At 42.9% G+C, this 26,059-nt stretch carries 23 protein-coding genes, 1 tRNA gene and 2 pseudogenes; 17 read left to right on the forward strand and 9 right to left on the reverse strand.

Annotated features, from left to right (window positions below; all coding sequences use genetic code 11):
* Positions 1-29 precede the first annotated feature (29 nt).
* Together ACWA2B_RS06005 and ACWA2B_RS06010 are read left to right on the forward strand one after the other, a co-directional pair.
* Positions 30-932, forward strand: a complete 903-nt coding sequence (locus ACWA2B_RS06005; protein ID WP_449291802.1) for a helix-turn-helix domain-containing protein — start codon at positions 30-32, stop codon at positions 930-932.
* A gap of 346 nt (positions 933-1,278) precedes the next feature.
* On the forward strand, positions 1,279-2,166 hold the full coding sequence (locus ACWA2B_RS06010) for a copper amine oxidase N-terminal domain-containing protein (protein ID WP_341040278.1): 888 nt from the start codon (positions 1,279-1,281) through the stop codon (positions 2,164-2,166).
* A gap of 381 nt (positions 2,167-2,547) precedes the next feature.
* On the opposite strand, the gene ACWA2B_RS06015 is transcribed toward ACWA2B_RS06010, so the two are convergent.
* The gene (locus tag ACWA2B_RS06015; protein WP_340957347.1) at positions 2,548-2,742 is read right to left on the reverse strand and encodes a hypothetical protein; all 195 of its coding nucleotides are present in this window, start codon (positions 2,740-2,742) and stop codon (positions 2,548-2,550) included.
* A 311-nt stretch (positions 2,743-3,053) separates the two neighbouring features.
* Here ACWA2B_RS06015 and ACWA2B_RS06020 point away from each other — a divergent pair, with 311 nt between their 5' ends.
* Entirely contained in the window at positions 3,054-4,235 is a 1,182-nt protein-coding gene (locus ACWA2B_RS06020; protein WP_449291803.1) for a serine hydrolase domain-containing protein, read from the forward strand.
* Here ACWA2B_RS06020 and ACWA2B_RS06025 read toward each other — a convergent pair.
* Positions 4,221-4,664 (reverse strand): Lrp/AsnC family transcriptional regulator, encoded by a 444-nt coding sequence (locus ACWA2B_RS06025; RefSeq protein ID WP_029518733.1) that lies wholly within the window; start codon positions 4,662-4,664, stop codon positions 4,221-4,223. The genes ACWA2B_RS06020 and ACWA2B_RS06025 overlap by 15 nt on opposite strands.
* Before the next feature lie 156 nt (positions 4,665-4,820).
* Between ACWA2B_RS06025 and ACWA2B_RS06030 the strand changes: the two genes are divergently transcribed.
* The gene (locus tag ACWA2B_RS06030; RefSeq protein WP_341071907.1) at positions 4,821-5,999 is read left to right on the forward strand and encodes an MFS transporter; all 1,179 of its coding nucleotides are present in this window, start codon (positions 4,821-4,823) and stop codon (positions 5,997-5,999) included.
* Positions 6,000-6,146: 147 nt separating this feature from the next.
* Here the strand turns inward: ACWA2B_RS06030 and ACWA2B_RS06035 are convergent.
* Positions 6,147-6,257 (reverse strand): annotated as a pseudogene (locus ACWA2B_RS06035) (SDR family oxidoreductase); the annotation flags it as partial.
* Between the two features lie 143 nt (positions 6,258-6,400).
* On the reverse strand, positions 6,401-7,345 hold the full coding sequence (locus ACWA2B_RS06040) for an AraC family transcriptional regulator (RefSeq protein WP_341071381.1): 945 nt from the start codon (positions 7,343-7,345) through the stop codon (positions 6,401-6,403).
* A gap of 166 nt (positions 7,346-7,511) precedes the next feature.
* Between ACWA2B_RS06040 and ACWA2B_RS06045 the strand changes: the two genes are divergently transcribed.
* The 3 genes from ACWA2B_RS06045 (at position 7,512) to ACWA2B_RS06055 (ending at position 13,311) form a co-directional block, all read left to right on the forward strand.
* Positions 7,512-9,710 (forward strand): glycoside hydrolase family 52 protein, encoded by a 2,199-nt coding sequence (locus ACWA2B_RS06045; RefSeq protein WP_209947623.1) that lies wholly within the window; start codon positions 7,512-7,514, stop codon positions 9,708-9,710.
* A gap of 35 nt (positions 9,711-9,745) precedes the next feature.
* Positions 9,746-11,917 carry an alpha-glucuronidase family glycosyl hydrolase gene (locus ACWA2B_RS06050; RefSeq protein ID WP_449291804.1) on the forward strand — a complete coding sequence of 724 codons (2,172 nt, stop codon included), beginning with the start codon at positions 9,746-9,748 and terminating at the stop codon, positions 11,915-11,917.
* Positions 11,918-12,387: 470 nt separating this feature from the next.
* Positions 12,388-13,311, forward strand: coding sequence for a S8 family peptidase (locus ACWA2B_RS06055; protein ID WP_342434633.1), 924 nt, complete (start codon positions 12,388-12,390; stop codon positions 13,309-13,311).
* 453 nt (positions 13,312-13,764) lie between these two features.
* On the opposite strand, the gene ACWA2B_RS06060 is transcribed toward ACWA2B_RS06055, so the two are convergent.
* Positions 13,765-14,046 (reverse strand): hypothetical protein, encoded by a 282-nt coding sequence (locus ACWA2B_RS06060; protein WP_449291805.1) that lies wholly within the window; start codon positions 14,044-14,046, stop codon positions 13,765-13,767.
* A gap of 321 nt (positions 14,047-14,367) precedes the next feature.
* Here ACWA2B_RS06060 and ACWA2B_RS06065 point away from each other — a divergent pair, with 321 nt between their 5' ends.
* From ACWA2B_RS06065 to ACWA2B_RS06085, 5 genes are all read left to right on the forward strand, one after another.
* Complete coding sequence (locus tag ACWA2B_RS06065; protein ID WP_342434634.1) at positions 14,368-14,547, forward strand: hypothetical protein; 180 nt, start codon at positions 14,368-14,370, stop codon at positions 14,545-14,547.
* A gap of 70 nt (positions 14,548-14,617) precedes the next feature.
* Positions 14,618-15,340 carry a hypothetical protein gene (locus tag ACWA2B_RS06070; RefSeq protein ID WP_029518741.1) on the forward strand — a complete coding sequence of 241 codons (723 nt, stop codon included), beginning with the start codon at positions 14,618-14,620 and terminating at the stop codon, positions 15,338-15,340.
* A 1,073-nt stretch (positions 15,341-16,413) separates the two neighbouring features.
* Complete coding sequence (locus ACWA2B_RS06075; RefSeq protein WP_342434635.1) at positions 16,414-16,920, forward strand: sigma-70 family RNA polymerase sigma factor; 507 nt, start codon at positions 16,414-16,416, stop codon at positions 16,918-16,920.
* On the forward strand, positions 16,907-17,983 hold the full coding sequence (locus ACWA2B_RS06080; protein WP_029518743.1) for an anti-sigma factor: 1,077 nt from the start codon (positions 16,907-16,909) through the stop codon (positions 17,981-17,983). The genes ACWA2B_RS06075 and ACWA2B_RS06080 overlap by 14 nt, the downstream gene beginning before the upstream one ends.
* Positions 17,965-18,270, forward strand: a complete 306-nt coding sequence (locus ACWA2B_RS06085; protein WP_029518744.1) for a hypothetical protein — start codon at positions 17,965-17,967, stop codon at positions 18,268-18,270. The genes ACWA2B_RS06080 and ACWA2B_RS06085 overlap by 19 nt, the downstream gene beginning before the upstream one ends.
* A gap of 160 nt (positions 18,271-18,430) precedes the next feature.
* On the opposite strand, the gene ACWA2B_RS06090 is transcribed toward ACWA2B_RS06085, so the two are convergent.
* The 3 genes from ACWA2B_RS06090 to ACWA2B_RS06100 form a co-directional block, all read right to left on the reverse strand.
* Positions 18,431-18,664 carry a helix-turn-helix domain-containing protein gene (locus ACWA2B_RS06090; protein ID WP_049817044.1) on the reverse strand — a complete coding sequence of 78 codons (234 nt, stop codon included), beginning with the start codon at positions 18,662-18,664 and terminating at the stop codon, positions 18,431-18,433.
* 143 nt (positions 18,665-18,807) lie between these two features.
* The gene (locus tag ACWA2B_RS06095; RefSeq protein ID WP_449291806.1) at positions 18,808-19,326 is read right to left on the reverse strand and encodes a sigma-70 family RNA polymerase sigma factor; all 519 of its coding nucleotides are present in this window, start codon (positions 19,324-19,326) and stop codon (positions 18,808-18,810) included.
* Between the two features lie 1,159 nt (positions 19,327-20,485).
* The gene (locus ACWA2B_RS06100; protein ID WP_025683859.1) at positions 20,486-20,713 is read right to left on the reverse strand and encodes a hypothetical protein; all 228 of its coding nucleotides are present in this window, start codon (positions 20,711-20,713) and stop codon (positions 20,486-20,488) included.
* Between the two features lie 138 nt (positions 20,714-20,851).
* Here ACWA2B_RS06100 and ACWA2B_RS06105 point away from each other — a divergent pair.
* The 5 genes and pseudogenes from ACWA2B_RS06105 (at position 20,852) to ACWA2B_RS06125 (ending at position 25,662) form a co-directional block, all read left to right on the forward strand.
* Positions 20,852-20,923 (forward strand) — tRNA-Cys (locus ACWA2B_RS06105).
* Between the two features lie 31 nt (positions 20,924-20,954).
* Complete coding sequence (locus ACWA2B_RS06110) at positions 20,955-21,188, forward strand: glutaredoxin family protein (RefSeq protein ID WP_029518747.1); 234 nt, start codon at positions 20,955-20,957, stop codon at positions 21,186-21,188.
* A 31-nt stretch (positions 21,189-21,219) separates the two neighbouring features.
* Positions 21,220-21,432, forward strand: a complete 213-nt coding sequence (locus ACWA2B_RS06115) for a hypothetical protein (protein ID WP_025719390.1) — start codon at positions 21,220-21,222, stop codon at positions 21,430-21,432.
* A gap of 174 nt (positions 21,433-21,606) precedes the next feature.
* Positions 21,607-21,765 (forward strand): annotated as a pseudogene (locus ACWA2B_RS06120) (hypothetical protein); the annotation flags it as partial.
* A 306-nt stretch (positions 21,766-22,071) separates the two neighbouring features.
* Complete coding sequence (locus tag ACWA2B_RS06125) at positions 22,072-25,662, forward strand: family 14 glycosylhydrolase (protein ID WP_209947619.1); 3,591 nt, start codon at positions 22,072-22,074, stop codon at positions 25,660-25,662.
* A gap of 181 nt (positions 25,663-25,843) precedes the next feature.
* Here ACWA2B_RS06125 and ACWA2B_RS06130 read toward each other — a convergent pair whose 3' ends face one another.
* The gene (locus ACWA2B_RS06130; RefSeq protein ID WP_016822651.1) at positions 25,844-25,957 is read right to left on the reverse strand and encodes a putative holin-like toxin; all 114 of its coding nucleotides are present in this window, start codon (positions 25,955-25,957) and stop codon (positions 25,844-25,846) included.
* Positions 25,958-26,059: the final 102 nt, after the last annotated feature.

Below are 26,059 nucleotides of genomic sequence, written 5' to 3' on the forward strand. Positions count from 1 at the left end.
TAAGATGGAGTCGAAAGGAGGGAACGCTCGTGTATGAATGGAACGAAATGGTTCAGCTTATGATCGATTGGATTGATAATAATCTTACTTCAGCACCTTCGTTGTTGAGAATGTCCAATCAGTTAGGCTACTCCCCTTACTACTGTACAAAACAGTTTCATTCCCTTACAGGAATAACGTTAAGGGATTATGTGTGGATGCGCCGGATTAGCCGTGCCGCGCTAGAACTCCGAGATGGCAATGTCCGCATCCTCGATGTTGCAATAAAGTATGGGTTTTCTTCACAGGAGGCTTTTACACGGGCATTTGTAAAAGCATTCGAGGTAACTCCGGCTGTATACCAGAAGGAGCCCCGACCTATTCCGTTAGCCATTCGCGTTGAGGTGTTCTCTCCTTATCATTACCATTTGAAGGAGCGGGATAAGATGGTTAAGGATCATTTGCAAGAAGCTGAAGTCAAAATCGAGCATATACCAGCACACAAATTTATTGGAATCTGGGATACTTCTTCTCGAAACTACGGTGATTTCTGGAGAAACGGTCACAATTGTGATGAAATTTGCGGAACATTGGAAAGCATGTCTCATCTCAAGCTTCCCGAACAATTGGGCCAAACTGCGGGCTGGTTCTATCAGGATGGTCAGAAGGGATATCTCTATGGAATACCGGTTGCCGCTGACTACGCCGGAGAGATTCCCGCAGGAATGAAGTGCCGGGACATCCCCGAATCAGATTACCTGGTGTTTTTCCACCCACCCTTCAATTATTTAAAAAATAATGGAGACGTTATGAGAATGGTGGAGGAGAAGGCTTGGGACTTTGACCCTAGCAGCCTGGGGTATGAATGGGATGAGGAAACGAAGCAAGATTATCAGCGGCATTTCCCGGAAGGATATGGCTACGCAGTGCTACGTCCAGTGAAAAAAGTGTAGAGAAAAAGAATCCGAAGAAGCCGCTACGATCAGGATGCTGTTCATCGTCTTGCTAAAGTCTGTTGAAAAATAATAACAGTTTATTACTGACGGGTTCCGTTTTGAGGTGCAATACACATCGAATTGACATTGTGGACACAATCCGATGTAAATACAGAATAAACCGATTCACTGAATCATACAGTTGTCGGTTTATTCTTGATCAGCATTTTTATTTTGCAAGTAACTATCAGTGATTTAAATATCGTTCTTTTTAATACATTTTATTAAATAAATTTGGAATAAAAGCTGCTTTCAGCTTTTTTATTCGTCTATAACAACAAATACAATTGTGGAGGTATAGAATATGAGATCTGTCTCAAAAATAGCCTGCATATCTATTTTAGGTCTTACTTTAGGTGCGGGAGCAGCACAAGCTTCTTCGACACATATTATCGTTAATAATTCAATTGTATCCTCTGATGAAACTTACCAATCTCATGGGATTACCATGGTCCCATTAAACGCTGTTCAAAGTTTACCTGGTGTATCCATCACATGGAATAATAGCACCAAGACAGTCACAATAGATCGTAACGGTGAAAAAACACTATTAAAAGTTGGGCAGAAAAGTGCAACGCTTGGTTCAAAAAGTATAACCTTGCCTGTTGTCACTACATTGAAAAACGGACGGATTATGGTCCCTCTCCGATTCATTGCTGATTCATCCAATGCGTATGTCTCCTGGAATCCAAAATCACAGACGGCCTATGTAGCGAAAGCAAACAATGAAATAAAAAACAAATATACTTCGGATAAGCTTAATGTATCCAGAGGAGCAGCAATCAAACTTCCCAAAGTTAGCAATTTAAAAGAATATACACCCAAAGGGTATGAAAATCTGAACACAGACTATTATTTTCCTGAAGGCAAATCAAATTCGTTTTTTATTCAGGAGATGGATGTTATTTCATACTATAAAATCAGCAACGATTGTAGTGTATTAATATGGACAGCACGTTTTGACTCAACCAAAAGGGAGAGCAGTGGTCTATCCTTTTTGCCTTATAAATTAGTGGAACAAGACGGCCAGAAACCTACAATTCAAGGGCGAATAACCCATTTTAATTTCATGGCCGCTGTTGGAGAAATCAGTTACAATCTCATTGACAATACTGGGAAAGAGATAAACCCAGGGCAAAAACCAGTTGATCCAACAAATTTCTTTTTTGATATCCCTGATGAACAAAAATGATCGAATTGACTTTGCATGCGTTCTTTTCCTCTTACATTAATAAAGACCAGAATCTAAGCTGGTACGTGGTAATAAATTGATACAATATTGGTTTGGAGGTATAGGCAATGAAATCTTTTCGTTTTTGGCTAGTCCTAATCTCGTGTCTAGTTATTACTGTAAATATTATGGGGAACGACGACTATAATATGCTATTGGCTATCGTTAGCCCGTTGGTTTGGATGTATGAATCATTTCGATTTGTGCGAGAAGCAGACATCCCCATAGCCATTGTTTACTTCACTACACTAGTTTTCTGGTATCTTATTGGATACGTTTTGGATCGTTTGATTAGAAAATTGAAAAACTAAAATCACTTGAAGTTATCTTCTAAATTGTCGTCTACTTTGTCAGGCTCAAACTCGACCGTTCTGTTTCAAAGCGATAATCATCAGACAGTGAAAGCATCTTATTGTAATCGCGACTCATAGAAGCGTTCATATATTCTGAAAATGTCGAGACAGCAGTCTCTTTGGGCTTATCGGGAAGTTTATAAGGCTCCTTATCCCCTCCAAAACCCGTAACAATTACGGTCAAACCCCCTCCTAAGACAACCAAGCAAGCCAACTTATTACGCGATACAATCCTCAATAAACAAAACCCTCTTTGTTGTAAATTTTACCGCCTATTTTCAACATATCTCAACTTAAAAAGATGCTATAAAACGCGGCATAACTTCTTGTAAAGTCCCATTCATTTAAATCCAAGGTCATGCCTTTAATATAATTTTATTTTAACGTAAATACTCACTGAACACCTTTGTTACCTTATGTAATGTCTTCTTCCCATCCTGTAAACTAAGTTCTATCAAGCGGTAACCGCTGGATCATAGAGAGGATGAGATATTTATGAGTTTGGATAATAGAGTTTTTGCGATACAAGCTGGTCTGGACGGACGTGTAAATGCAGTTATAGATCAAACCCTTGCCGAAAAGCGTCTGATCGGCACAGTCGTCATGATATATATGGATGGTTCACCCGTGTATGTCCGAGCGGCGGGGCTGGCTGATCGAGAAGAACAACGTCCTATGCATGAGGATGCTTTATTTCGGCTTTCTTCTGTATCCAAACCGATTGTATCTACTGCGGCTTTGGTTTTGGCAGCCCAAGGATTGATTAAGCTCGATGAATCTATTGAACGCTGGTTGCCCGATTTTCGCCCCCGATTAATCAGTCGTGAGCAGCCCTCCATTACAGTACGCCAATTGCTGACACATACTGCCGGGTTGACCTATGGCTTTTTAGAGGAAGAAGGCGGGGGTCCCTATCATCGTGCAGGCGTATCAGATGGCATGGATTTTTCAAATCTTACACTGGAGGAGAACTTGCAACGTTTGGCTTCTGTGCCTCTGTTATATACACCGGGTAAAGCATGGGGATATTCGATTGCTACTGATGTGCTCGGCGCTATCATTAGCCGTGTATGTGGCATAACCCTTGATGCAGCTGTTAAAAAGCTCGTTACCGAACCTCTCGGTATGCACGACACCAGTTTCGCGGTCGCGGATGCCGGACGGCTTGCGGCTCCTTATGTCAACGATATATCAGAACCCCGGCGAATGCGTGAGCTTGAGGTTGCGCAGGTTTTTGAAGGCACCGCAGGACTTCGTTTTCAGCCTGCACGAGCCTTTGATCCCACGGCTTTCCACTCTGGTGGCTCGGGTATGATTGGCAGCGCAAAAGATTTCATGCGACTGCTGGAAACACTGCGAAACGGCGGCAATCCGTTACTTTCAGAGGAATGGGTCCGCGAAATGGGCACCATCCAGACCGGGAGCCTTCCCTTGGCAGGCTGGCCGGGGCGGGGTTTTGGATTAGGATTCACCGTACTCCAAGATCCCGATGAAAGCGGAACAGCAGAATCACCCGGAACGTGGCGTCTCGGAGGAGCTTATGGTCATTCGTGGTTCGTTGATCCCGCACTAAGACTCAGTGTGGTCGCCTTTACCAATACAGCATTTGAAGGGATGTCAGGTCCGTTTACAACCGAGCTTTGCCAAGCCATTTACGGTAGCTCAAATAGGGTCTAATAAAGTAGGGGTTACATGTTTATGGTCTACAGGCGAGGACAGGACAATTAACGTGGTAGAGTGCCCATGCTTTCCACACTCATCCCCGAACTGCTCCAGCTTGAGCATAGACTCAACCATGACTTTCAGTAAGTAATTTTGCTCGCCGCTGATTCTATGGCACTCAATGACTTCAGGTGCAGATTGGCAAAACTCAACAAATGAATTGCATTGATTCGTGTGCACGAGCACGTGAGCCATGATCGGTTTTCCAACTTTCTCATGTGAAACTGTGGCACGATATCCGGTGATAATACCTTTATCCTCCATGCGCCGTACTCTTTCCGTTACGGCAGGCTGGGAAAGTCCAACCTCCTTACCCAGCTCGGTCATGGAGATACGCGCCTGGTTTTGTAGACACAACAAAATTTTATGATCCACTTGGTCCATCAAATCCATCTCCTTAAGTTCAAGGCAATATTGCAAAAATACAATTATTATTGTGTGTTATTTCGAGTATTGACTTATTATTTTATGATTTAATGAAATATTAGCATGCAAAATCAAGGACGTAAAGTAGGAGGACATGGAGAGGGAATGAAACTAATGAAATATAGTAAGCCTCTGCTTTTCATCGCACTTGGCCTATTTGGTGTATACACGATTGAGTTCGGTGTGGTTGGCATTTTGCCGGTCATCATTGAACGTTTTCATATTACGGCAGCTCAGGCCGGGTTTCTTGTCAGTTCATTTGCATTGGTCATCGCGCTGTTCGGTCCCTTCATGGTGCTATTGATGTCCAGGTTTAACCGCAAGCGAATCATGACAATGTCGTTGTTTGTTTTTGCCATAACAAGCTTGCTGTCAGCCTATACATCCAACTTTTATATACTAGTGATTTTACGTATCATTCCGGCTCTGTTTCACCCGGTGTATTTCTCGCTTGCCTTTGTCGCTGCTACTGCGTTGTATCCCCCGGAAAAGGCAACGCAAGCTTCCGCCAAGGCCTTTCTCGGCACGAGCATGGGAATGGTACTCGGTATTCCAATTACGGCCTATATCGCCAATCAAATTTCATACGAGGCCTCCTTCTGGTTTACTGCGGTAGCGAATGGGATTGCAGGGATTGGTATTTTATTCATGCTGCCGGATACACCACAAGCCGAAATGTTCTCCTACCGGAAGCAGCTTGGCATTTTGCGTAAAATACCGCTGTGGCTCAATATCGGGGCAGCTACTTTTATATTTGCAGCCATGTTCTCGGTGTATAGCTATTCTGCCGAATATTTGGGGCAAAACACAGGGATGAGCAGCAATGTTATCAGTTTTCTGCTTATTATTTTCGGCATCGGCGGAATGCTCGGCAATCTATTGGCTGGCAAGCTCATGGGCTTGCATAAGGTTCGCACCGCTCTTTTTCATCCAGTAGTCTTGGGGGGCACCTATTTGCTGCTGTACGGGATCAGTTCTTCATTTATTCCTACGCTCTTCATCATTATTGTGTGGGGGGCCGTTCATACCAGCGGACTGATTGTCGCCCAGATTTGGGTGATTGATGAGGCCAAAGAAGCTCCCGCGTTTGCCAACAGTCTTTACATCTCGTTTATTAACCTGGGGGTTTCACTGGGCTCGCTGGCAGGGGGATGGTTTATTGCCAGAGCGGGCATCCAGGGGACGCTGTGGAGCGGTTTGCTGTTCGCCATGCTGGCGATGGTATGTATCGGGACTAGAGTAATTTATCCACGTATTTTTCGAAAATATAAAAGGTTAGATGTGCAAAACTAAAAAGTTGCAAGAGGGCCAAGCCTGTTATCATAAAAAAAACCGGTCAACCACTTTGTATGGGGTTGAACCGGTTTTTGTTTAATGATTTATTCCTGCCTTTCGGATTGGATCAGAATGAAATCTGCACTTCGTTGCGAATTGAATCAACGTATAACCGCCATCTGGGAACAGCACGCTTCCGGTGGTAAACTTGTTCGTCATCAGATACAACACAGCATGTGCGATTCCCTCATTATACCCACCCCGGTGGTAAACAGATGGTCGAATGCTCCGACTTTTTCAAAAAACGCCTGAACCTCTTCCTCTATTTGATTATTAAGCATGTTGATTATGTAAATTCGTATTATTCTCAGCTACTCTATGGGGATCATATCATAACTATTTTAAAGGAATACTTATTTTTATTCAGATGGGCTTTCCTGCACCGAGCTTTTGCGATAGGATGTCGGCGATTGGCCCGACCAGCGCTTGAACTGTCTGCTAAAATGCGCAATATCCCCATAGCCGAGCATATCGGCAATTTGTTGCACCGACCATTGCGGATCAGCCAACAGCAACTTGGCCTCATGCAGCACAAGCCCGGATAGATATACACGGGGAGAAACGCCGAAAACACTACGGAATACACGATTACAATGGGATACGCTAATACCTAGCTCGGATGAAATCCCCTCGATCCCATCCTGTTTTTCCACCGAGCCAGCCTGCCCATAGGGCTGATTCACTCTGCCCTGAAGACGACTGGCAATCTGATGGGCAAGCTCTGCCTGCACATATCCACGCCCCGGCAGATGAGCGGCTTCGCTGGATACAGCCTCCCACAACGTTGCGAACAGTTCAAACACAGCAGATTGAATCCGCATTCGCTTTGCCACCGAATCACTACCAATTCCTATGTCTTCCGGCGTTGAAAGATCGAGCAACTTGCCCAGCGCTGGTCCCATCTGCCCTGCCACTGTGCCTTCAGCTGGAAACAGCACCTGCTCCAGACGACTCAGCAGCGAGAGAAACAGCTTATCATCAATGTCGAAATGCATACAAAAATACGTAAATCCCTCTCCGTTACTATGACTGGAGTGAACAATCCCCGGACGCAGCAGCACCAGATCACCCTGTCGCTGGGTATAGCTGCGACCATCCACAACCGTGATCTGTTCTCCCGCAAGCACGATGTTAATTTCATATTGAGGATGCTCGTGTGGCGGATAGCTCCACTCTCTTCCCACACTTCGTGTATGAATGGCAAACAGATTGACTGTGGTCCGCACATCGGGAAAAAAGAATTCCTCTCCGGCAGCTGTAAGGTCCGGATGATGGGGACGCTTCGGTAAACGTGGTGACGACATGTTTTCCCTCCTGGCTTACTTACATGGATATACCCCAGTATATCGCTTTCAGCGCGATTTGGATAAATAGTTGAGCGATTTGACAATGGTTCCCCACCACATGACATGCTAGGCTCTAAGTGAAGTTAATCAAAGTTGAACTTTATCATGAAAGGGGTTTCATTATATGTCGAAAAATATATTTTATAACACACAGCATGCACCTATCGGTTCTTTTTCCAGCTTTACACTTGGGTTTAAGGGTAATCGCGGCGGACTTGGTTTGGAGCTGGGCAAGCCTGCCGACGAAAATGTATATATCGGGCTGCAATCCAGAGATGGCGAATCATACGAGGCGCTTCCCTTCTTTGCATCCACACAGGATGAAAGTGCCCGCTACGACGTGGAGAAAAAGGGTAAACGAACGGAACCGCAGCTTATGGCCTTTGCTGATTCCGACATTACCCGTGAGCTAAAAGTAGGAACGGATACATGGCAGGCCGGCGATTTGACGTTCCGGCTGTACTCTCCTGTTCGCCCGGTACCCGAGCCGGGAATTGCAGGTATGGATGAACTGCGAGCAGCGTTGGTTCCGGCGGTATTCGCCGAGCTAACCGTCGATAACACGCAGGGGACTGCAGCGCGAAGAGCTTTTTTCGGCTATCAGGGCAGTGATCCGTATAGCGGCATACGCATTATAGGAGAAGATCCGCGCAGGGACACTACGGATTCTACCCCATTGGAGGAAAGACTCACAGGCATCGGCCAAGGGCGCAGTACAGCCATTGTGACCAACAGCAGCGAAGCAGTACCTGCCAGCGGATTTGCAATGGAGAAGCTGCTTGGGGAGACCATGGCCGAGAATTTATCCTTTGGCCTGGGCACGACGGGTGCGCTCCTGATGGACGTTCCCGCAGGTGAGAAGCGCACATATGCCTTCGCCATATGCTTCTATCGCGGCGGCATTGTGACAACAGGCATCGAAGCGTCGTATTACTATACCCAGCTGTTCAAGGATATTGAGGACGTGGGAAACTATGCGTTGAAGCATTTTACAGACCTAACTGCAGCCTGTGTTCAGGCTAATCGCTGGATGGAGTCGGCAGACCTGAGCCCGGACCAGAAATTTATGCTCGCTCAGGCGATCCACAGCTACTACGGCAGTACTCAACTGCTGAGTCACCAAGCGGACGGAGAACCGATCTGGATTGTGAACGAAGGCGAGTATCGGATGATGAATACCCTCGATCTGACGGCGGATCAGCTTTATTATGAATTGATTTTGAATCCATGGACGGTACGCAACGAGCTGGAGTGGTTTGTCCAAAGGTACAGCTATCGGGATGAGGTACGCTTTCCGGGAGAGGAACAGACCTATCCCGGTGGTATCACGTTTACCCATGATATGGGCGTAGCCAACGTGTTCTCCCGGCAGGGATACTCCTGTTATGAGCTGGCAGGGATTGACGACTGCTTCTCTTACATGAGCCACGAGGAACTGGTGAACTGGCTTTGCTGCGTCACGGTATATATCGAGCAGACACAGGATCAGTCATTTACGACACGTATGCTACCTGTTTTGTGTGACTGCTTCGAAAGCATGCTACGACGGGATCACCCCGACCCGGCACAACGAAACGGCTTGATGGGCTTGGACAGCTCTAGAACCCGGGGAGGCGCGGAAATTACGACCTACGACAGTCTGGACGTATCTCTGGGTCAGTCCCGCAACAACATCTATCTGGGCAGCAAATGCTGGGCGGTATATGTTGCTCTGGAAAAGATATTTGCCTCAAAAGGGCTTAACTCCCTTTCACAGGAGGCTGGCTTACAGGCAGACAAATGCGCAGCAGCGATCACAGCACATATGACAGACAAGGGCTATATTCCAGCAGTTATTCAGGAAGGTAATGACTCGCAGATTATTCCTGCCATTGAGGGGCTGATCTTTCCTTACTTTACAGGATGTGAGGCTGCGCTTAAGTCTGATGGACGGTTCGGTGGATATATCCAAGCACTGCGGCGTCATTTGGAAACTGTGCTGGTACCGGGAGTTTGTCTGTTTGAAGACGGAGGCTGGAAGCTGTCCTCGACCAGTAACAACTCCTGGCTGAGCAAAATCTATCTGTCACAGTTTATTGCCCGCGAGCTGCTGGAACTGCCTTGGGAAGAAGCTGGGCAGGCCGCAGACGCTGCCCACGTCTCATGGCTCCTTCACCCTGAAGAATCCTATTGGTGCTGGAGCGATCAGATACTCTCGGGCATTGCCCATGGCAGTAAATATTATCCGCGCGGAGTTACCGCTATTTTGTGGCTGTATGAAGGCAACGGCAACCGTCTGACTCTCCCAGAGCATATGAGTCAGGATCAGAAACAGCATGTCTGAGGATCATCTTCACCTGCCCAAAAGGAGGCTCCAATATGAGCAAGCTTATGGATATGCCAAAAGAAAGCGGCTATGCGGCTTGGCTGCATTACAGCCGCAATAGTAAGGTACAAAAGCTGCCCGCTTGGTGCAGGGTCATCGTGGTCCATGAGACAGATGAAGTGCTTCAATCGGCTGCGAGTGAGCTTCAGCACGGATTGACCTCCATGTTTGGACAGCAGCCGAAAATCAGCACCGTTCCTGTAAATGCGCCATTCATTGCGCTGGGTACGTTCCCAACGCATCCTTTGGTCGCAGAACGATTCAGTGCGACGGAACAGGCAGAAGTGGGCGCGGAAGGCTACCGAATTCGCGGGCTAGAGATGCCAGATCCGGCATATTCAGCTTTGCACAGTAACGATGAGTTCAAAGGACCGTACGTTATAGTCGCGGGGCAGACCTCCAAAGGCGTATTGTATGGAGTCTTTCATCTGCTGCGCTACCTTCAAGGAGGATTAGACGGCAAACTGAAACCCGCCGCCGAGGAATCATTGCACGCTCCCCTTCTAGACCTATTGTCTAATCCAGCTAATCCCATCCGTATGATCAACCACTGGGATAACATGGATGGTAGTATTGAACGCGGGTATGCGGGTGGGTCCATTTTCTACGACAATAATGCCTTTACTGCAAATATGGAGCGCCTGCGAGACTATGCCCGTCTACTCGCTTCTGTAGGCATTCAAGCGCTATCCATTAACAATGTGAATGTCCATCAGGTAGAAACCGAGCTGATTACAGATAAATTCCTACCGGATGTGGCCAAAGTAGCTGCGGTATTCCGCGCCTATGGCATACAGATCTACTTGAGCATTAACTATGCCAGTCCTATTCAGCTCGGCGGGTTAACTACAGCCGATCCCTTGGAACCAGCTGTAGCTGAATGGTGGCAGACCAAAGCCCAGGAAGTTTACGCCGCCGTTCCTGATCTGGGTGGTTTTGTGGTCAAAGCCGATTCCGAAAATCGGCCCGGACCGTTCAGCTACGGGCGCCATCACGCCGATGGAGCCAATATGCTGGCAGATGCGTTGCAGCCCTATGGCGGACGTGTGATTTGGCGCTGCTTTGTCTACAATTGCAAGCAGGACTGGCGCGATCGCAAGACGGATCGGGCCCGCGCAGCCTTTGACCATTTTAAACCACTGGATGGGCTGTTTCGGGAGAATGTCATTTTACAGATCAAAAATGGTCCCATGGATTTTCAGGTGCGGGAGCCTGTCTCCCCCCTGTTCGGTGGGCTGGAAGCCACTCAGGTGCTACTGGAATTTCAGATTGCGCAAGAGTACACCGGCCAACAGAAGCATCTATGTTACCTTGTTCCGCAATGGAAGGAAGTATTGGATTTTGATACCTACGCCCAAGGAAAAGGCTCCACCATCAAGCGTATTGTGAGTGGCGCCCTGCATTCTCCCAAACCTACCAACTATGGAATAGCCGCTGTATCCAATATTGGTGCAGACACCAATTGGACCGGACATTTGCTCGCCCAGTCCAATCTTTATGGCTATGGTCGACTGGCATGGGACCCGGAGCTGTCTGCGGAAGAAATCGCTGATGAGTGGGTTCGGCTGACGTTTGGCAGACAAGGGAATAGCGAAGGCGACCCAGATTTAATTTCTACTATTAAGCAGATGCTGCTCAATTCATGGAATATCTACGAATCCTACACCGCCCCTCTGGGGGTCGGCTGGATGGTCAGTCCCGATCACCACTATGGGCCGGATGTAGACGGGTACGAATATTCCAAGTGGGGAACCTACCATTTTGCTGATTGCCGAGGGATTGGAGTAGATCGCACGACCACAACCGGGACCGGCTATGCAGGACAATATTTTGCTCCCCATGCCGATATCTATGAATCTACGGACACCTGTCCGGATGAGCTGCTCTTATTCTTTCACCATGTTCCTTATACACACTTGCTCCATTCCGGCCAAACTATCATACAGCACATTTATGATACCCATTTTGAAGGTGCAGAACGTGCGGCCCATCTTCGAGACACATGGGTTAGTCTACGAGGGCAACTGAATGATACCATGTATGAACAGGTGCTGGAGCGGCTGGAGCATCAGGCAGAGCATGCCAAAGAATGGCGGGATCGGATCAATACGTATTTCTACCGTAAAAGCGGTATTGCCGACCAGAAGGATCGCCCTATTTATTAAGCAGGCTGTCTCGGCTTCCATGGAAATTAAAATTTTATAGAACAATGATAACTTAAAGATACTGATAACATCCCCACTCCTTGGCAGCATCCGATTTAGAAGTATCAGATAAAAAGTGATTAGCTGTTGGAAATAGGCCGTGTTTTACCTGAACTGAATCTCATATATGGGCGACTGGTTTTTTACCAAGACTCTTCAGATTTCAAAAAGATGGCTTTCATCAGGAGTCATCTTTTTTGTATCCATTGAGCATTATCATAGCAGTTACCCTTACGGGACATCGACTATTTGACTTTGAGTTTTATCAATGAGCACATGTGTTCTGGGGGTGAATGTAATGCATGCCTCAATGTCAGAGCTTCTGTTACACGTTCCTTGAATGACCGACTTTTAATTTTAAAACTTTAGTTGTATTTTTTAATATCACTGACACTTTCTTAATTAACAAAAGAGAATGGATGTGAGATAGAGTGAAAATACAATCGATAGGATTACCAAACTATAATATTAAAACTGCTACAAACAAAGAAAACAAGGGTTTAGAAATAATTCATGCTGAACAGTTTTGGAAGCGGAATATTTTTGGATCTAATGTTGTCATTGCTGTGTTGGATACCGGAATAGATATGAAGCACGAAGATCTACAAAACAACATCATTGGTGGGAGAAATTTCACTTCAAACTATGACAATGATCCGCATAACTATCAGGATGGCAATGGACATGGGACTCATGTTGCAGGAATTATTGCAGCTAACAATAAAAAAGTTAACATTGGAGTTGCCCCTCAAGCCAGCATTCTCATTTTAAAAACGTTAACCAATGACGGAGATGGAGATATTAATAATTTAATTGAGGCTATCTACTACGCAATATTATGGAGAGGGCCCAACGGAGAAAGAGTTAACATTATGACAATGTCTTTGGGTACCAAAAAAGACAATCCTCTTCTGCATGACGCTATTCGCTATGCAGTGGGACACGGTTTGTCTATAGTCGCTGCTTCCGGAAATGATGGGAATGGGGAGAGTGATCGGGAATATAGATATCCCGGTGCTTACAATGAAGTCATAGAAGTTGGGTCTATCGGAGCAACAAAATTAATTTCAAAATTTTCCAACAAAAACGAACAACTTGACATTGTCGCTCCGGGTGAAGACATATATTCCACATTCCTTAATAATAAATATGCTTCTTTTAGTGGTACATCTATGGCAGTCCCCTTCGTTGCTGGTGCATTAGCATTGATCATCGAAGAAGGCAGAATCCTATTCAAAAGGGATCTTACTGAACCAGAAATTTATGCTCAATTAGTTAAAAGCAGTTCGCTGCTCTTTGGAAATCCAGCTATAGAAGGAAACGGAATGCTGAATTTGTTAAAGAGCTTTGGATAAGTTGATCTATAATTAAAAACTTATCGCCTACTAAGAAAAAACGACTCATGACCTGATTAATGTGAAATATAACTATAATTACAATCATACAAGAGAATCAGTTCATGAGTTGCTCTCTCACCGCAAAACTTCTGTAGAATGGTCTTATGAAAGTATTTTTCTCACAACCACCCTATGTCTATAATTGCACGATTTTAGAAAGTCTCTAGGCATGTTTTAAGTTCAAGTTAAACACTTCGGACGTAAGACGTTAGAACACTAGTGGCTTCCAAGAAAAAGCGTCATTACTTATTAGGAACTCCCTCCCTCAAGCAGTAGAACTCCAAGTAAAACTTATATATTCCTCTCTAGTTTTGAAATGCTCCAAATACACGAGTTCCTCTTTCAAAATGCTGTGAAACGATTCAACGCAGACATTGTCATAACAATTCCTTTTTCGGCTCATGCTGCCTTTCATGCCGTATTCCACAAGCTTTTTCTGGTGTTCCTGAGCCGCATACTGACTGTCCGATCCGAATGGTGCAGAACTTCACTGGCAGGACGGTGAGCCTGGTAAGCACGCTCCAATGCTGAAAGGACCGGTTCCTTTGTCATCCAAGATCCCATTTGGAAGCCCACAACCTGTCGGGTATACAGGATCCATGACGCTGGGCAGGTAAAACCATCCTTCATCCATACTTCCCTTGGCGTTTGAGCAGAAAACTGCTGGTTCGGGTGTTTTTCATGGACGGGCATCTGATATTTGGAATTCGTTGTCGCTTGGTATTCTTCACGATCCTGGATTGAAGGAACAGCTGCCTAATTTTCTGCTCGACCTGACTTCTTCGCTTCTTTCGCTCACTGCTCTTTTGGCACCTCGAATGAATTTGGTTTTATTCTCGCTTCTCGTCTCTCGGTGTCCACTTTTTAGTCTAACATCAATATGGGCATTTCATGTATGCAGCTTTAATAAAAGGGGGAGGAAAACGATAAACTTATAAATATTGGGTTGTTATATCTAGTACATAACTCACTTTTATAGTTGTAACAAATTAAATCGAAAGGAGAAATTAAATTATGAATGAGAAGAAAACTACTCAGGCAAATGCTTCCCAGCAAGAGCAAGTGCAGATTCAAGCGGAAATTGGCTGTTACCAACTGCCTAAATGCTGTGGCTTCGGACCTGACTGCCCAGCAACATATCGCGGTGTATTTAAGAACAATCCGGTCTTTTATTCATGTGGCTGTTCACCTTAATGATTAGCTTTTGATAAGATTTGTGCGTTATCCGCCTTTATATTTCAATTTTAGAGGAGTGTATATAGTTATGATGAATATAATTAATGGTCGACCTATGACAATAATCGAAACAACCGATTTTTTAACTGAGCTTACAAATAGCCCTGATTATAAGAAAATTTCAAAATTAATTGATACAGAGTATTCGAAATTTTCTCTTGAAAACCTAAAAATCAAAGCTACTTTTGTGAGTGACTTATATACAACAAACAAAAAATTAAATGTAGGAAAAATGATTTATTTCATTAGTGAAGATAAGAAACTTGTATTTCATGCCTTTGGTTATAATGAAATTGACAGTACAGAAGTTACTTACTCCCTTGGTGTAGATATTTTAGAGGGGAACGAATTGAAACAATTAGATGTGAAAAAAGGAAGAACTCACGTCACTAATTCACCTTATGATGGAGTTGATCTAGACGTAGAGGTGGAAACTCCACCTTTTCATGACGAGACATACACCCCCGGAGAAACTAACAATAAAATTACTACTGCTTGGGATCCTACGGAGTTTTGTGCTCCTGGTGGTTATCAGCATTGTGGTAAAAACTGTGGATACAATATGGCTAGAGGTGGGGGCGCCCCCATTAACGAATTAGATGAATGTTGCGTAGCACACGATCGTTGCTGGGCAAATTTCGGCGAAGGTAACTGCGAGTGCGATGGGATTCTCGAGAACTGCGCTCGCAGATATAGAACTCAATATTATATTATAGCTAATGCCATTATCATTTATTTCGAAGGATGCTAATAGATAATACTTAAAATGTATAAATATCTCCACTTCTTAATATAGTACTATCCCTTTCAAGTAGACACTCAAAAAAACCTTATGTCACATGAGGAAAGAGTAAACTTGAAGGGGATATTTCCATATAGAAAGGGTAATTTCTTTTTCAGAAGAAGCAGAACAAGAAACTGTTCTATAGACCTCTACTATTTGAAAACGATAATATTAAGACGCCTTATGATAAATATGTTTGTACTGATTAGGAACATGTAGCCTTAAGCAGAATAAGAGCAGGTACCTTTCCTTACTATTTATTTTGAGCCTCAGCTGATCTTTGCAATTTTTTAAAAAGATTTCCTTACAGCTTGTCGCGAGACTCCCTGTTCTCTCGCTACTTGAACAATCCGTTTTTCTTTACCTTGAACAATTATCAGTCGGAGGACTTAAAAACTAATTTTTTTACTCATTGGACACACCTCAACTAAGTTTGATTGTGTTCTCCATTCCCCGTGTCTAAACGGAAACCACCGGCAGAGAAACGTGGGAAGTTTGCGGTAGGAAGTCAATTCAAGAGCGCGTCAAAGAAGTATCCTCTTGGGAGCCTTTCGTTCTGGAACTGGATTCGGTAAACCCAGTCGTGGGGAAAGCAAAAACTGTTTAGCTACCTTCATCAAACTGAAGATGCGTCTGTAAACCGCGATAAAAGTGCTGGAGCATGTTCTTCCTCATCAACCACCTCCCCGAAAATGTCTGGACTGGAAAATCACTCACGAACGATTTACAGAGGAGCTGTTGCACTGGCTCTACAATCCGTCATTTAATCATTGTTATCTTTCTTCACTCTTACCGTTTAAGGAATTCAAATTGAGCTATTTCGGTTGTGCTATGATGAAGGAGTTAATAAATTGAGATTCATCTGCACGAATGTATTTTGGTAACTATATTTCACATGATCAGACCATAAGCTGAATATTTACTTCTTTGGGACCGCCACAATAATCGGCATGTAAATAAATTTAAAATTCATCAGTAAATTATTATTTATTGCAACTTTTTCCTGTCTTCATTCGTGGTTGTAGTGAAAGGAGGAAAGAATGAACCTAGAAACTCTTTACTCCAGCTACTTTAACGACTTGTATAGATACCTGCTTTCCCTCTCCTGTAATCATTTCGTTGCAGAGGAACTAGTCCAAGAAACTTTCTTTAAAGCCTTTTTACATCTTGAGGATAATGAAATTGAAAATATTAAGGCTTGGTTGTTTAAAGTTGGATACCATGCATTTATTGATTTCACACGACGAAAAAACAAAAAAAATGCACTTATTGAAGAAATTAAGGGACTAGAATTACTGGATAACAATACTCCGGAAAATCAGTTCATAGAGCGTGATCAATTAAGCCAGTTAATACAATCAATTCATACTCTACCCGAAAAAGAATCCCAAGCCATCCTTTTATGTGATTTACATCAATTCAAAATGCACGAAGCAGCTGAAGTGCTGGGGTTAAATCTTAACACTTTAAAAAGTCATATTTATCGTGGGAGGAAAAAGTTAAAAACGATTCTTGAAAAGAGGGGCATACTACATGAAGAAGGATAACGATAACGAACAATTTCTCGATAAAAAAAGTAATAATAGTAATTTAACATCTAAAGAAGATCAAGAGGCGACTAATAATGAATACAATGAGTTGTTTAAAAAAGCTAATTTAGATTTCGGGACCACTTTACACTTTGAAGAAAAAGCTTCAAAAGGAATTATTAAATTAGCAAAATACCAAGCAAAGATAAGTACAATCCTCATTGTTCTAACCATTTTACTTTTAATTGTACCTGTTCTAACACTTTGTTCCTATTTATATTACGGAACAGAGAACCGAGCTAACGACTTGTTAGACACCACTAGGAATTTAATCTACGTAACTGAACCTAATACAATGTTAGAAGAAGGGTTTGATGCTAGAATCGGTTTTTTTTCTATGGACGCGAATTTTAACACTTTAAAACGTGTTGGGAAGCAAAGTCTTAATTCTGAGGCAATCAAAGTGCATTACACAATGAAACAATTTTCTGCCGTGGAACGGCAATCTAACACAAGTATACCTGTATCTGAGTCAAATAAGAATCATTTCATTTTCCCAAGTAACAACCTGAATCTTGATAAAAATAAGGAGTGGGAGGTTTTAAACGGTTTGCCTTCTGGGTCTGTCGCCGAATTGTACATTTCTTTCGATGATTTGTATTCTCCCCAAGAAGTGGAACATAAGCTCCCCAAAAGTATTGATACTCTGTGGCTTGCAGTAAACTCAGGAGTGGAGAACTCACAAAATAGTGAACAAATAATTCCTTTGGGGTACCCTACGCATTCTGATGCCAATTTATTTTCTCCGTTTTTCGAGGCTGAGGTTGCTAAACAAGGAATTGAACCTATATTTCTTAAAATTGTTGAACAGTTGGCTCAGCGACAAAAGCTAATATCTACTTTTCCATACTACCAGAATACATCTTTCTCTAAACGTTTGGATTATATAAAGAAAAATGGAATCCTCACCTATGGAGTCGTCGTTACTGGGCCATCTGAAGAACTAAAAAAACTTAAAAGTAATAAAATGGTGCGCACAATAAAAGTTGAGGAGGTAGAGTTATGGAATTGGCATTCTTAAAAAATAAAAAGAGAACCCTTTTACACCCCATAATAGGAATGATATCTTTCTTGTGCGGTATTTTTTCATTAGTTGAATTGAATATTAACTATTTATTTCTCTCTTCTTTTTTTCTTCCTCAAGCACTATATAGCATACCAGTACTAGGAATTTTTTTGGGAATGGTAGCACTATTTACAAGGCGATCTAAAATGTATGCATGGTGGGGGATTGGACTGAATATTTTTGTACTCCTCTTCTCTTTCGTGATATTAATACTCTCTTGGTCAATTAATCCTAAGCCATAATACGAAAGATTTGATATATACATCGCACTATTTACTAACTTAATTCGCATTCAAACAAAACCAAATAACCAGTCGCCGATAGATTCCAGGCGACTGGTCGCTTAAATTGCAATATGTTTTGATATCCCACTCAAGACATTCCCGGCTTACAGCACCAGACTTAATTATCTGTCTCTTCATTTTTTTTATTTACAAATTCCCAAAAACCAGGCACTGATTTCAAGTCATATCTATAGATTGCCTCAATTAATTTTAAGCTTACTTCTTGTCTTAAGTCATTACGATCTTGAGGTTTTGTCTGTGTAAGAGATTTTTGAATTTTGGGATTGAATTTTTCAATAATAGTTGCTATTGCTCGTGCGTCTCTTTGTTGTGCTTTCTTAATTAGATTCATAAAAGAGTTCACTGCTTCTCTCCCCTTCACATAACGAATTACTTGCTCTATTTTCCCGAGAGTATTGAGGATTGATGCCATTGATCATAACAGATTGGACTGTACTGTTCTTTTATATAATCCAGTACTATAATTAATCCACTTTACGCCAAAAAATCTCTAAGTTTTTTTAATGCCCTAGTTCTTGTTTTTGAAACGGCCTGCTGTGATACGTTATTATTTTTAGCAATTTCAGTATCCGAACAATTCATGACATATGAAGCACTCAAAATACTCTTTTCTTTTTCCGTTAATAAACTTATCGCTTTATGTAGCTTTGAACTCGTTACCACGTCTTCTATTTTAACTGTTCGCTTATCCTTCAAGAATTCATATTGTGTACATACATCCTTAAAAAGATTGTGTGAATCCTCTTCCGGTATTAACACGTTTCTTTTTCGGATTCTTCTTTGCTTCTTGTCAAAATCTATCGAAGCATAATGTATCAAAGATGATATATAGGTTGTAAAACGAAGTTCTAAAAAGAATTGTTTGAATTTTTCATCTAGTTCCTTATTATTAGCATCAGATGGAAACATAATACTTTCTTTGAATAAAGCATAGTGCTCTGGGTCATTCAAAAACTCATTTATAATTTTTTTTTCTTGAAAGAATGCTAACAATTTCAGTAAAATTTAGTATGTAAGAGTTCATAATTTCCCTCCTAAATAAACAGTATGTTTAATCAAAGTGATACAACTTGGCGAAACCACAACCATAAATGTCTAAAAAGATATTTTTTTAAAAAAATTGTTAAAAAACCTTGTGAAAGGCTTTAGTATCGAGATTATTTGTGAGAATTTGAATTCTAATCGTGCTATATTAATTAACTTGGACATTGTATAATATTGGATTTTCTTATTTAAAACCTCTTATAACTAATCACTAAAAAATAATCTTGCCTGAATTAAAGAGTTATTGCTACGAAAACAAAACATTTACATCGCGAAGTGATTACCGGAGTATTACGGCTCTGTATAAACTATTTCACTATGGGGAAGCTCAATGGAAAGTAGGAGAATTTTTTCGTATACTTTGTTGTGATGCCTATTGTTACGATGATTGTTTATATTTATCAGCATGAGCCAGTATAGAGTGGGCAGTGTATCTCAGACCGAAACAACCGATTTTGAGGATCGACCATGCCTCTAAACATGACTTGATTGACTTGAGTTGAAAATACGCCTTAATAAAACAAAAAAATCGTTACAAAACACCAACGACTGATTTTCGAAATTAATGTTATGGTGAAGAAGACAGACTGGAAATGGTTCTGAAAAAAACCTTTTTCGCACACCCCCAATTAATAAAACGACGTAAAAAGTTTAGTTTTCTCTACATAACTGGTAATATCGCAATTTAGGATTGAATGGGTATATATAAAAATTCATGATAAGAACACAGAAAAATAGAAATTTAAAAGCTTTGAATATTTATCACTTAACTAAAAAACAAAACATTTGGTTCAGGTTTTGAATAAAATGTTTATGAGCGTTAGCTCTTTGAGAAATGAAAAAAGCCGCTTCCTAAGAGGAAGCGGCTTTTCGCTATATGATTTAAGTTGAACTTACAAGTACTACTACTCAGTTAGATCATGCCCCTTTTCCTCCTTCCTAATACCGCTTAATTAAACCCTATAATTAGGGCAGGAGGCTCGGTGGTAATATTTTTAAAAGCAGCCGTCTCGCTTCCATAACACTATTATGCCCCATCCGTTTAATCTAAATTTTAAGAGTTCAACTCATATAATTGTAATTCACGGTTTATCAAAGGAAAGGAGCACTAATCCGTACAATGTTCAGGATTAAAGTTACAACCACAAATTGTGACACCTACTTTATCGTAGCACGCGGATTCAATTTTTTTAAGATGATAAGCATATTTCTCACATATCTCCTGGTAAAACAAAATATCACTAGGATTTTCAGTTTCCTCTATTTTTTTACTTAGCTTTAATAGTTCAATTTTAAAATTATGATGTCTTGATCTCCAAGCGTGCAATTCTTCCAACAGGATCGCCTCCAAAATATTTTATGTTTAATAAAGTGGGGCAGCGGACTGATAGAACAACCTAAAAAATAGAAACTATTTTTGGGTTGTACTTTTTAAAACTACTATCACTTTACTTCTCAAACACCAATTAAGTTTGGGGGTATAGCCAAGAGGCTAAGGCAAAGGTCTGCAAAACCTTCATCCCCGGTTCAAATCCGGGTACCCCCTTGCTAATTTAATTCGATGGGAGAGAAAGGTAATGTTAAATGAGGTACTTATCTACACAAAGTCAAATTGTAAATTTTGCCAAAAAATTAAGGAGTGGATGGGGGACAACAAGATCAATTTCACTGACATTGATATTACCAATATAAATGATCTCAAGTTACTTCGCGAAATTAAAGGCGTACCCTACACAATCATAAAGAGATCTGGCAAAGAAACAGTTATCTGCGGATTCAATCCAAACAAGCTTAGGGAGACGCTTCTATAATTTCAAAATCTCTTCTGAAGGGAAGATATCTATGAGTGTAGAGGCAATGATTTCATTAATTACAAATGTTGGATTTCCCGTTTCGCTATGTTTTATTCTTCTTTGGTACATTTTGAAGACTCTAGGAGAAAAATTAGATAAGTTAGACAACTCAATGAATCAGCTTAATACTACGATTAAAAAGATTAGCCTGTTAAGAAACTCTAAAAATGAATTTGATTCAAAAAAAAATTCACTTATGTGATATCAGCATCCTAATGGAAAATCATGCAGACACCTTCCAAGTAAGCTATTTCTGAGAGAAATGTCTGTCAATTATATTCAATTTCACATAATATATATTACTCGTTAGTGAACACACTCCTTCGGATAGGTTTGTGTAAAACGTGGAAACTTCACTCGTCTCAAAGACATCTAGATCAGTTTGTATGAGCAACTGAATGATACCATGTATGAACAGGTGCTGGAGCGGCTGGAGCATCAGGCAGAGCATGCCAAAGAATGGCGGGATCGGATCAATACGTATTTCTACCGTAAAAGCGGCATTGCCGACCAGAAGGATCGCTCTATTTATTAAGCAGGCTGTCTCGGCAATACTTTCCATACAGACTGGAACAAGACTTTTATACGCTTAGGTTCATTTTCTCCTATACTGGCTTGGCTATCCGCACATCACTAAAGGGCATGCGTCTCCTCAGACCTATGCCTTATTTTTTTGCCTGTAGACTTTTAGGCACACGGTTGCTTACGTAAAATGTCATATTTGTCCACCTTGAGTGCGCAATAAATTCTTCTTTTTATGCAACCGCTTGCTTTATACTATTTTTGTAGACGTTTACAAAATGTTGTCGAATTAGACTATGCTTTGGGGAGGATGATCGGTTTGACCTTGTATCGAAGTCTATGGAAAAAAGGGTGTATGCTTCTACTAAGCCTTGTGCTGTCTCTGACTGCCTTCATTGGCTCACCCTCTAATACGGCGAGCGCAGCGGTTGCAGATGATTTTCAAGCTTCCGTCATGGGACCGCTGGCGAAAATCAATGACTGGGGTGCCTTTAAAAAGCAGCTACAAACGTTGAAAAACAATGGCGTGTATGCCATCACTACCGACGTCTGGTGGGGCTATGTGGAGAGCGCAGGAGATAACCAGTTCGATTGGAGCTACTACAAGACCTATGCAAATGCCGTGAAAGAAGCGGGACTGAAGTGGGTTCCTATTATCTCTACGCATAAGTGTGGAGGAAATGTGGGAGATGACTGTAACATCCCACTGCCAAGCTGGCTGCCGAGCAAGGGCAGTGCAGATGAAATGCAATTCAAGGACGAAAGCGGCTATGCCAATAGTGAAGCCCTCTCCCCATTGTGGAGCGGAACCGGTAAACAATATGACGAGCTGTATGCCTCATTCGCTGAAAACTTTGCCGGATATAAAAGTATCATTCCCAAAATTTATTTGAGCGGCGGTCCTTCTGGGGAATTGCGCTATCCGTCCTACTATCCAGCAGCAGGGTGGAGCTACCCGGGACGAGGCAAGTTCCAAGCTTATACTGAAACAGCCAAAAATGCATTCCGCACAGCTATGAATGACAAGTACGGATCATTGGACAAGATTAATGCTGCTTGGGGCACCAAGCTGAGCAGTCTTAGCCAAATCAATCCACCGACCGATGGGGACGGATTTTACACGAACGGCGGATATAATTCCACATATGGAAAGGATTTTCTGTCGTGGTACCAAAGTGTACTTGAGAAGCATCTGGGCGTCATCGGAGCAGCGGCCCACAAAAACTTCGATTCTGTGTTTGGTGTCCGGATCGGGGCCAAAGTTTCCGGTCTGCACTGGCAAATGAACAATCCTGCTATGCCGCACAGCACAGAACAAGCAGGTGGATATTATGATTACAACCGTCTCATTCAGAAATTCAAGGATGCCGATCTAGACTTGACATTTACTTGCCTGGAGATGAGTGACAGTGGCACAGCACCGAATTATTCCTTGCCGTCCACCCTGGTTGATACCGTCTCCTCCATCGCGAATGCCAAGGGTGTTCGCCTGAATGGTGAAAATGCACTCCCGACAGGCGGCAGCGGCTTCCAAAAAATCGAGGAGAAAATCACGAAGTTCGGTTATCACGGGTTTACGTTATTGCGCATCAACAATCTCGTCAACAATGATGGCTCACCAACCGGTGAGTTGAGTGGATTCAAACAATATATCATCAGCAAAGCCAAGCCTGACAATAATGGCGGTACAGGCAATAAAGTAACGATATACTACAAAAAAGGCTTTAACTCACCTTACATTCACTACCGTCCGGCTGGCGGAAGCTGGACTGCAGCGCCAGGTGTGAAAATGCAGGATGCCGAAATTAGCGGCTATGCTAAAATTACCGTCGATATCGGTTCTGCCTCCCAATTGGAAGCCGCTTTTAATGACGGCAATAACAACTGGGACAGCAACAACACCAAAAACTACTCCTTCAGCACGGGCACTTCTACGTACACGCCTGGTAACAGCGGCAATGCGGGAACGATCACATCTGGCGCTCCAGCGGGTACGATTCCCGGGGATGGCGGCGGTACAACTAACAAGGTAACGGTATACTACAAAAAAGGCTTTAACTCGCCTTATATTCACTACCGCCCAGCTAACGGAAACTGGACTGCCGTACCCGGTGTGAAAATGCAGGATGCCGAGATTAGCGGCTATGCCAAAATTACCGTCGATATCGGTTCTGCCTCCCAATTGGAAGCTGCTTTTAATGACGGCAATAACAGTTGGGACAGCAATAACTCGAAGAACTACCTTTTCAGCACTGGAACTTCTACCTACACACCCGGCTTGAACGGGGCTGCAGGATCTATCCGAACGGGGGCACCTTCGGGGGGCGTCCTCAGCGTAGGGGCTTCTACCTACGCAACCGACCTCAACGAAGTGGCAGGAGCTATCCCAACAGAAAAACTTTCGGGTGTATCCTTAAACGTAAGTACTTCTACCTATGCACCCAACTCTAACGGAGTTGAAGTAACTGCTCAAACGGAGGCGCCTTTAGGCGCCTTCACTCCTATAGATCCGGGTACCCTCTCCAAGCCCACTCCCCTTGGCACAGACTGGAGCAAACAAAGTATTTATTTTATCATGACAGACCGTTTCAGCAACGGAGATCCGTCCAACGATAACTACGGTGGCTTCAATTCCAACAACAGCGATCAACGCAAGTGGCATGGTGGCGATTTTCAAGGTATTATTAACAAACTCGACTACATTAAAAATATGGGGTTTACCGCGATCTGGATTACCCCGGTAACGATGCAAAAGAGTGAATACGCTTACCACGGCTATCATACGTATGATTTTTATGCGGTAGACGGGCATCTCGGTACAATGGACAAGTTCAAAGAGCTGGTTGGTAAGGCACATGACAAAAATATCGCTGTGATGCTGGACGTCGTCGTGAATCACACAGGTGATTTCCAACCGGGGAACGGCATCGCCAAGGCCCCTTTTGATAAAACAGATTGGTATCATCATAATGGTGAAATTACAGAGGGGGACTACAACTCTAACAACCAATGGAAAATTGAAAACGGTGATGTGGCTGGACTGGATGACCTAAATCATGAAAACCCCGCTACTGCAAATGAGCTTAAAAACTGGGTCAAATGGCTGCTGAATGAGACAGGCATCGACGGACTGCGGTTGGATACTGCCAAGCATGTACCGAAGGGTTTTCTAAAGGATTTTGACCAAGCCGCCAATACCTTCACCATGGGTGAAATTTTCCATGGCGACCCTGCTTATGTGGGGGATTACACCCGATATCTCGATGCCGCATTGGATTTTCCGATGTATTATACAATCAAGGATGTGTTCGGACACGATCAATCCATGAGAAAAATCAAGGAACGCTACTCCGATGATCGTTACTATCGCGATGCCCAGACCAACGGTGTATTTATTGACAATCATGATGTAAAACGTTTCCTGAATGACGCCTCCGGCAAGCCGGGTGCTAACTATGACAAATGGCCACAGCTCAAAACTGCTTTGGGCTTTACTCTGACATCACGCGGAATTCCAATCATCTACCAAGGTACTGAGCAAGGCTTTAATGGCGGAGATGATCCCGGCAATCGGGAGAATATGGCTTTCAACTCCAACCATGACCTGTATCAGTACATCGCTAAGCTGAACAATGTGCGCAACAACCACCCTGCTCTGCAAAACGGCAGCCAAAAGGAAAAATGGGTGGACGACTCCTTTTACAGTTTTCAGCGCTCTAAAAATGGCGACGAGGCCATTGTATTTATCAACAACTCCTGGAATAGTCAAACCCGCACGATTGGCAACTTCGATAATCTGTCCAACGGAACTCGCCTGACCAACCAATTAGGCAACGATTCCGTTCAGATTAACAACGGTTCGGTTACCGTGACTCTTGCTCCAAAGGAAGTTAAAATTTTCACCAAGTAACGGTCCCATTCGGTTACATTGGTTATTCAGATGTGCTAAAATGAGTTATAGAAGGATATACTAAAAAAAGAGCAAGGATGCTGGTAACATCCCTACTCTTGGCAACAGCCGCTTTGAAGAGCGGTCGGCTGTTCAAAGGCGATCTACAGAAATAGACCGTTTTCCCCTTGAGCAGGGCGGTCTATTTCTTTTTGTTTTGGTTCAACGCAATAACAATCGTAACGATTAGTCCGATCAACGCTATTAATAGCGTGCCGAACATCATCATTAATGTCAGAGCATCCTTAACCTCCACAGGCATCACCTCCCTTCCGGGAGATTAGCCGACCGCCCACCTAAGCCATTCTGTTGTTACTGGAATTATAGCACGTAAATCCGTCCTTAAGCGACAACATTT

This window comes from Paenibacillus sp. CMM36 (genome assembly GCF_053570945.1).

Bases quoted from the DNA above. Each gene is read 5' to 3' on its own strand.
- ACWA2B_RS06020 (WP_449291803.1), top strand. From the start codon at position 3,054: ATGAGTTTGGATAATAGAGTTTTTGCGATACAAGCTGGTCTGGACGGA.
- ACWA2B_RS06075 (WP_342434635.1), top strand. From the start codon at position 16,414: ATGAACCTAGAAACTCTTTACTCCAGCTACTTTAACGACTTGTATAGA.
- ACWA2B_RS06115 (WP_025719390.1), top strand. From the start codon at position 21,220: ATGAGTGTAGAGGCAATGATTTCATTAATTACAAATGTTGGATTTCCC.
- ACWA2B_RS06060 (WP_449291805.1), bottom strand. From the start codon at position 14,046: ATGCCCGTCCATGAAAAACACCCGAACCAGCAGTTTTCTGCTCAAACG.
- ACWA2B_RS06070 (WP_029518741.1), top strand. From the start codon at position 14,618: ATGATGAATATAATTAATGGTCGACCTATGACAATAATCGAAACAACC.
- ACWA2B_RS06040 (WP_341071381.1), bottom strand. From the start codon at position 7,345: ATGTCGTCACCACGTTTACCGAAGCGTCCCCATCATCCGGACCTTACA.
- ACWA2B_RS06110 (WP_029518747.1), top strand. From the start codon at position 20,955: ATGTTAAATGAGGTACTTATCTACACAAAGTCAAATTGTAAATTTTGC.
- ACWA2B_RS06010 (WP_341040278.1), top strand. From the start codon at position 1,279: ATGAGATCTGTCTCAAAAATAGCCTGCATATCTATTTTAGGTCTTACT.
- ACWA2B_RS06065 (WP_342434634.1), top strand. From the start codon at position 14,368: ATGAATGAGAAGAAAACTACTCAGGCAAATGCTTCCCAGCAAGAGCAA.
- ACWA2B_RS06090 (WP_049817044.1), bottom strand. From the start codon at position 18,664: ATGAATCTAATTAAGAAAGCACAACAAAGAGACGCACGAGCAATAGCA.
- ACWA2B_RS06045 (WP_209947623.1), top strand. From the start codon at position 7,512: ATGTCGAAAAATATATTTTATAACACACAGCATGCACCTATCGGTTCT.
- ACWA2B_RS06025 (WP_029518733.1), bottom strand. From the start codon at position 4,664: ATGGACCAAGTGGATCATAAAATTTTGTTGTGTCTACAAAACCAGGCG.
- ACWA2B_RS06085 (WP_029518744.1), top strand. From the start codon at position 17,965: ATGGAATTGGCATTCTTAAAAAATAAAAAGAGAACCCTTTTACACCCC.
- ACWA2B_RS06050 (WP_449291804.1), top strand. From the start codon at position 9,746: ATGAGCAAGCTTATGGATATGCCAAAAGAAAGCGGCTATGCGGCTTGG.
- ACWA2B_RS06080 (WP_029518743.1), top strand. From the start codon at position 16,907: ATGAAGAAGGATAACGATAACGAACAATTTCTCGATAAAAAAAGTAAT.
- ACWA2B_RS06030 (WP_341071907.1), top strand. From the start codon at position 4,821: ATGAAATATAGTAAGCCTCTGCTTTTCATCGCACTTGGCCTATTTGGT.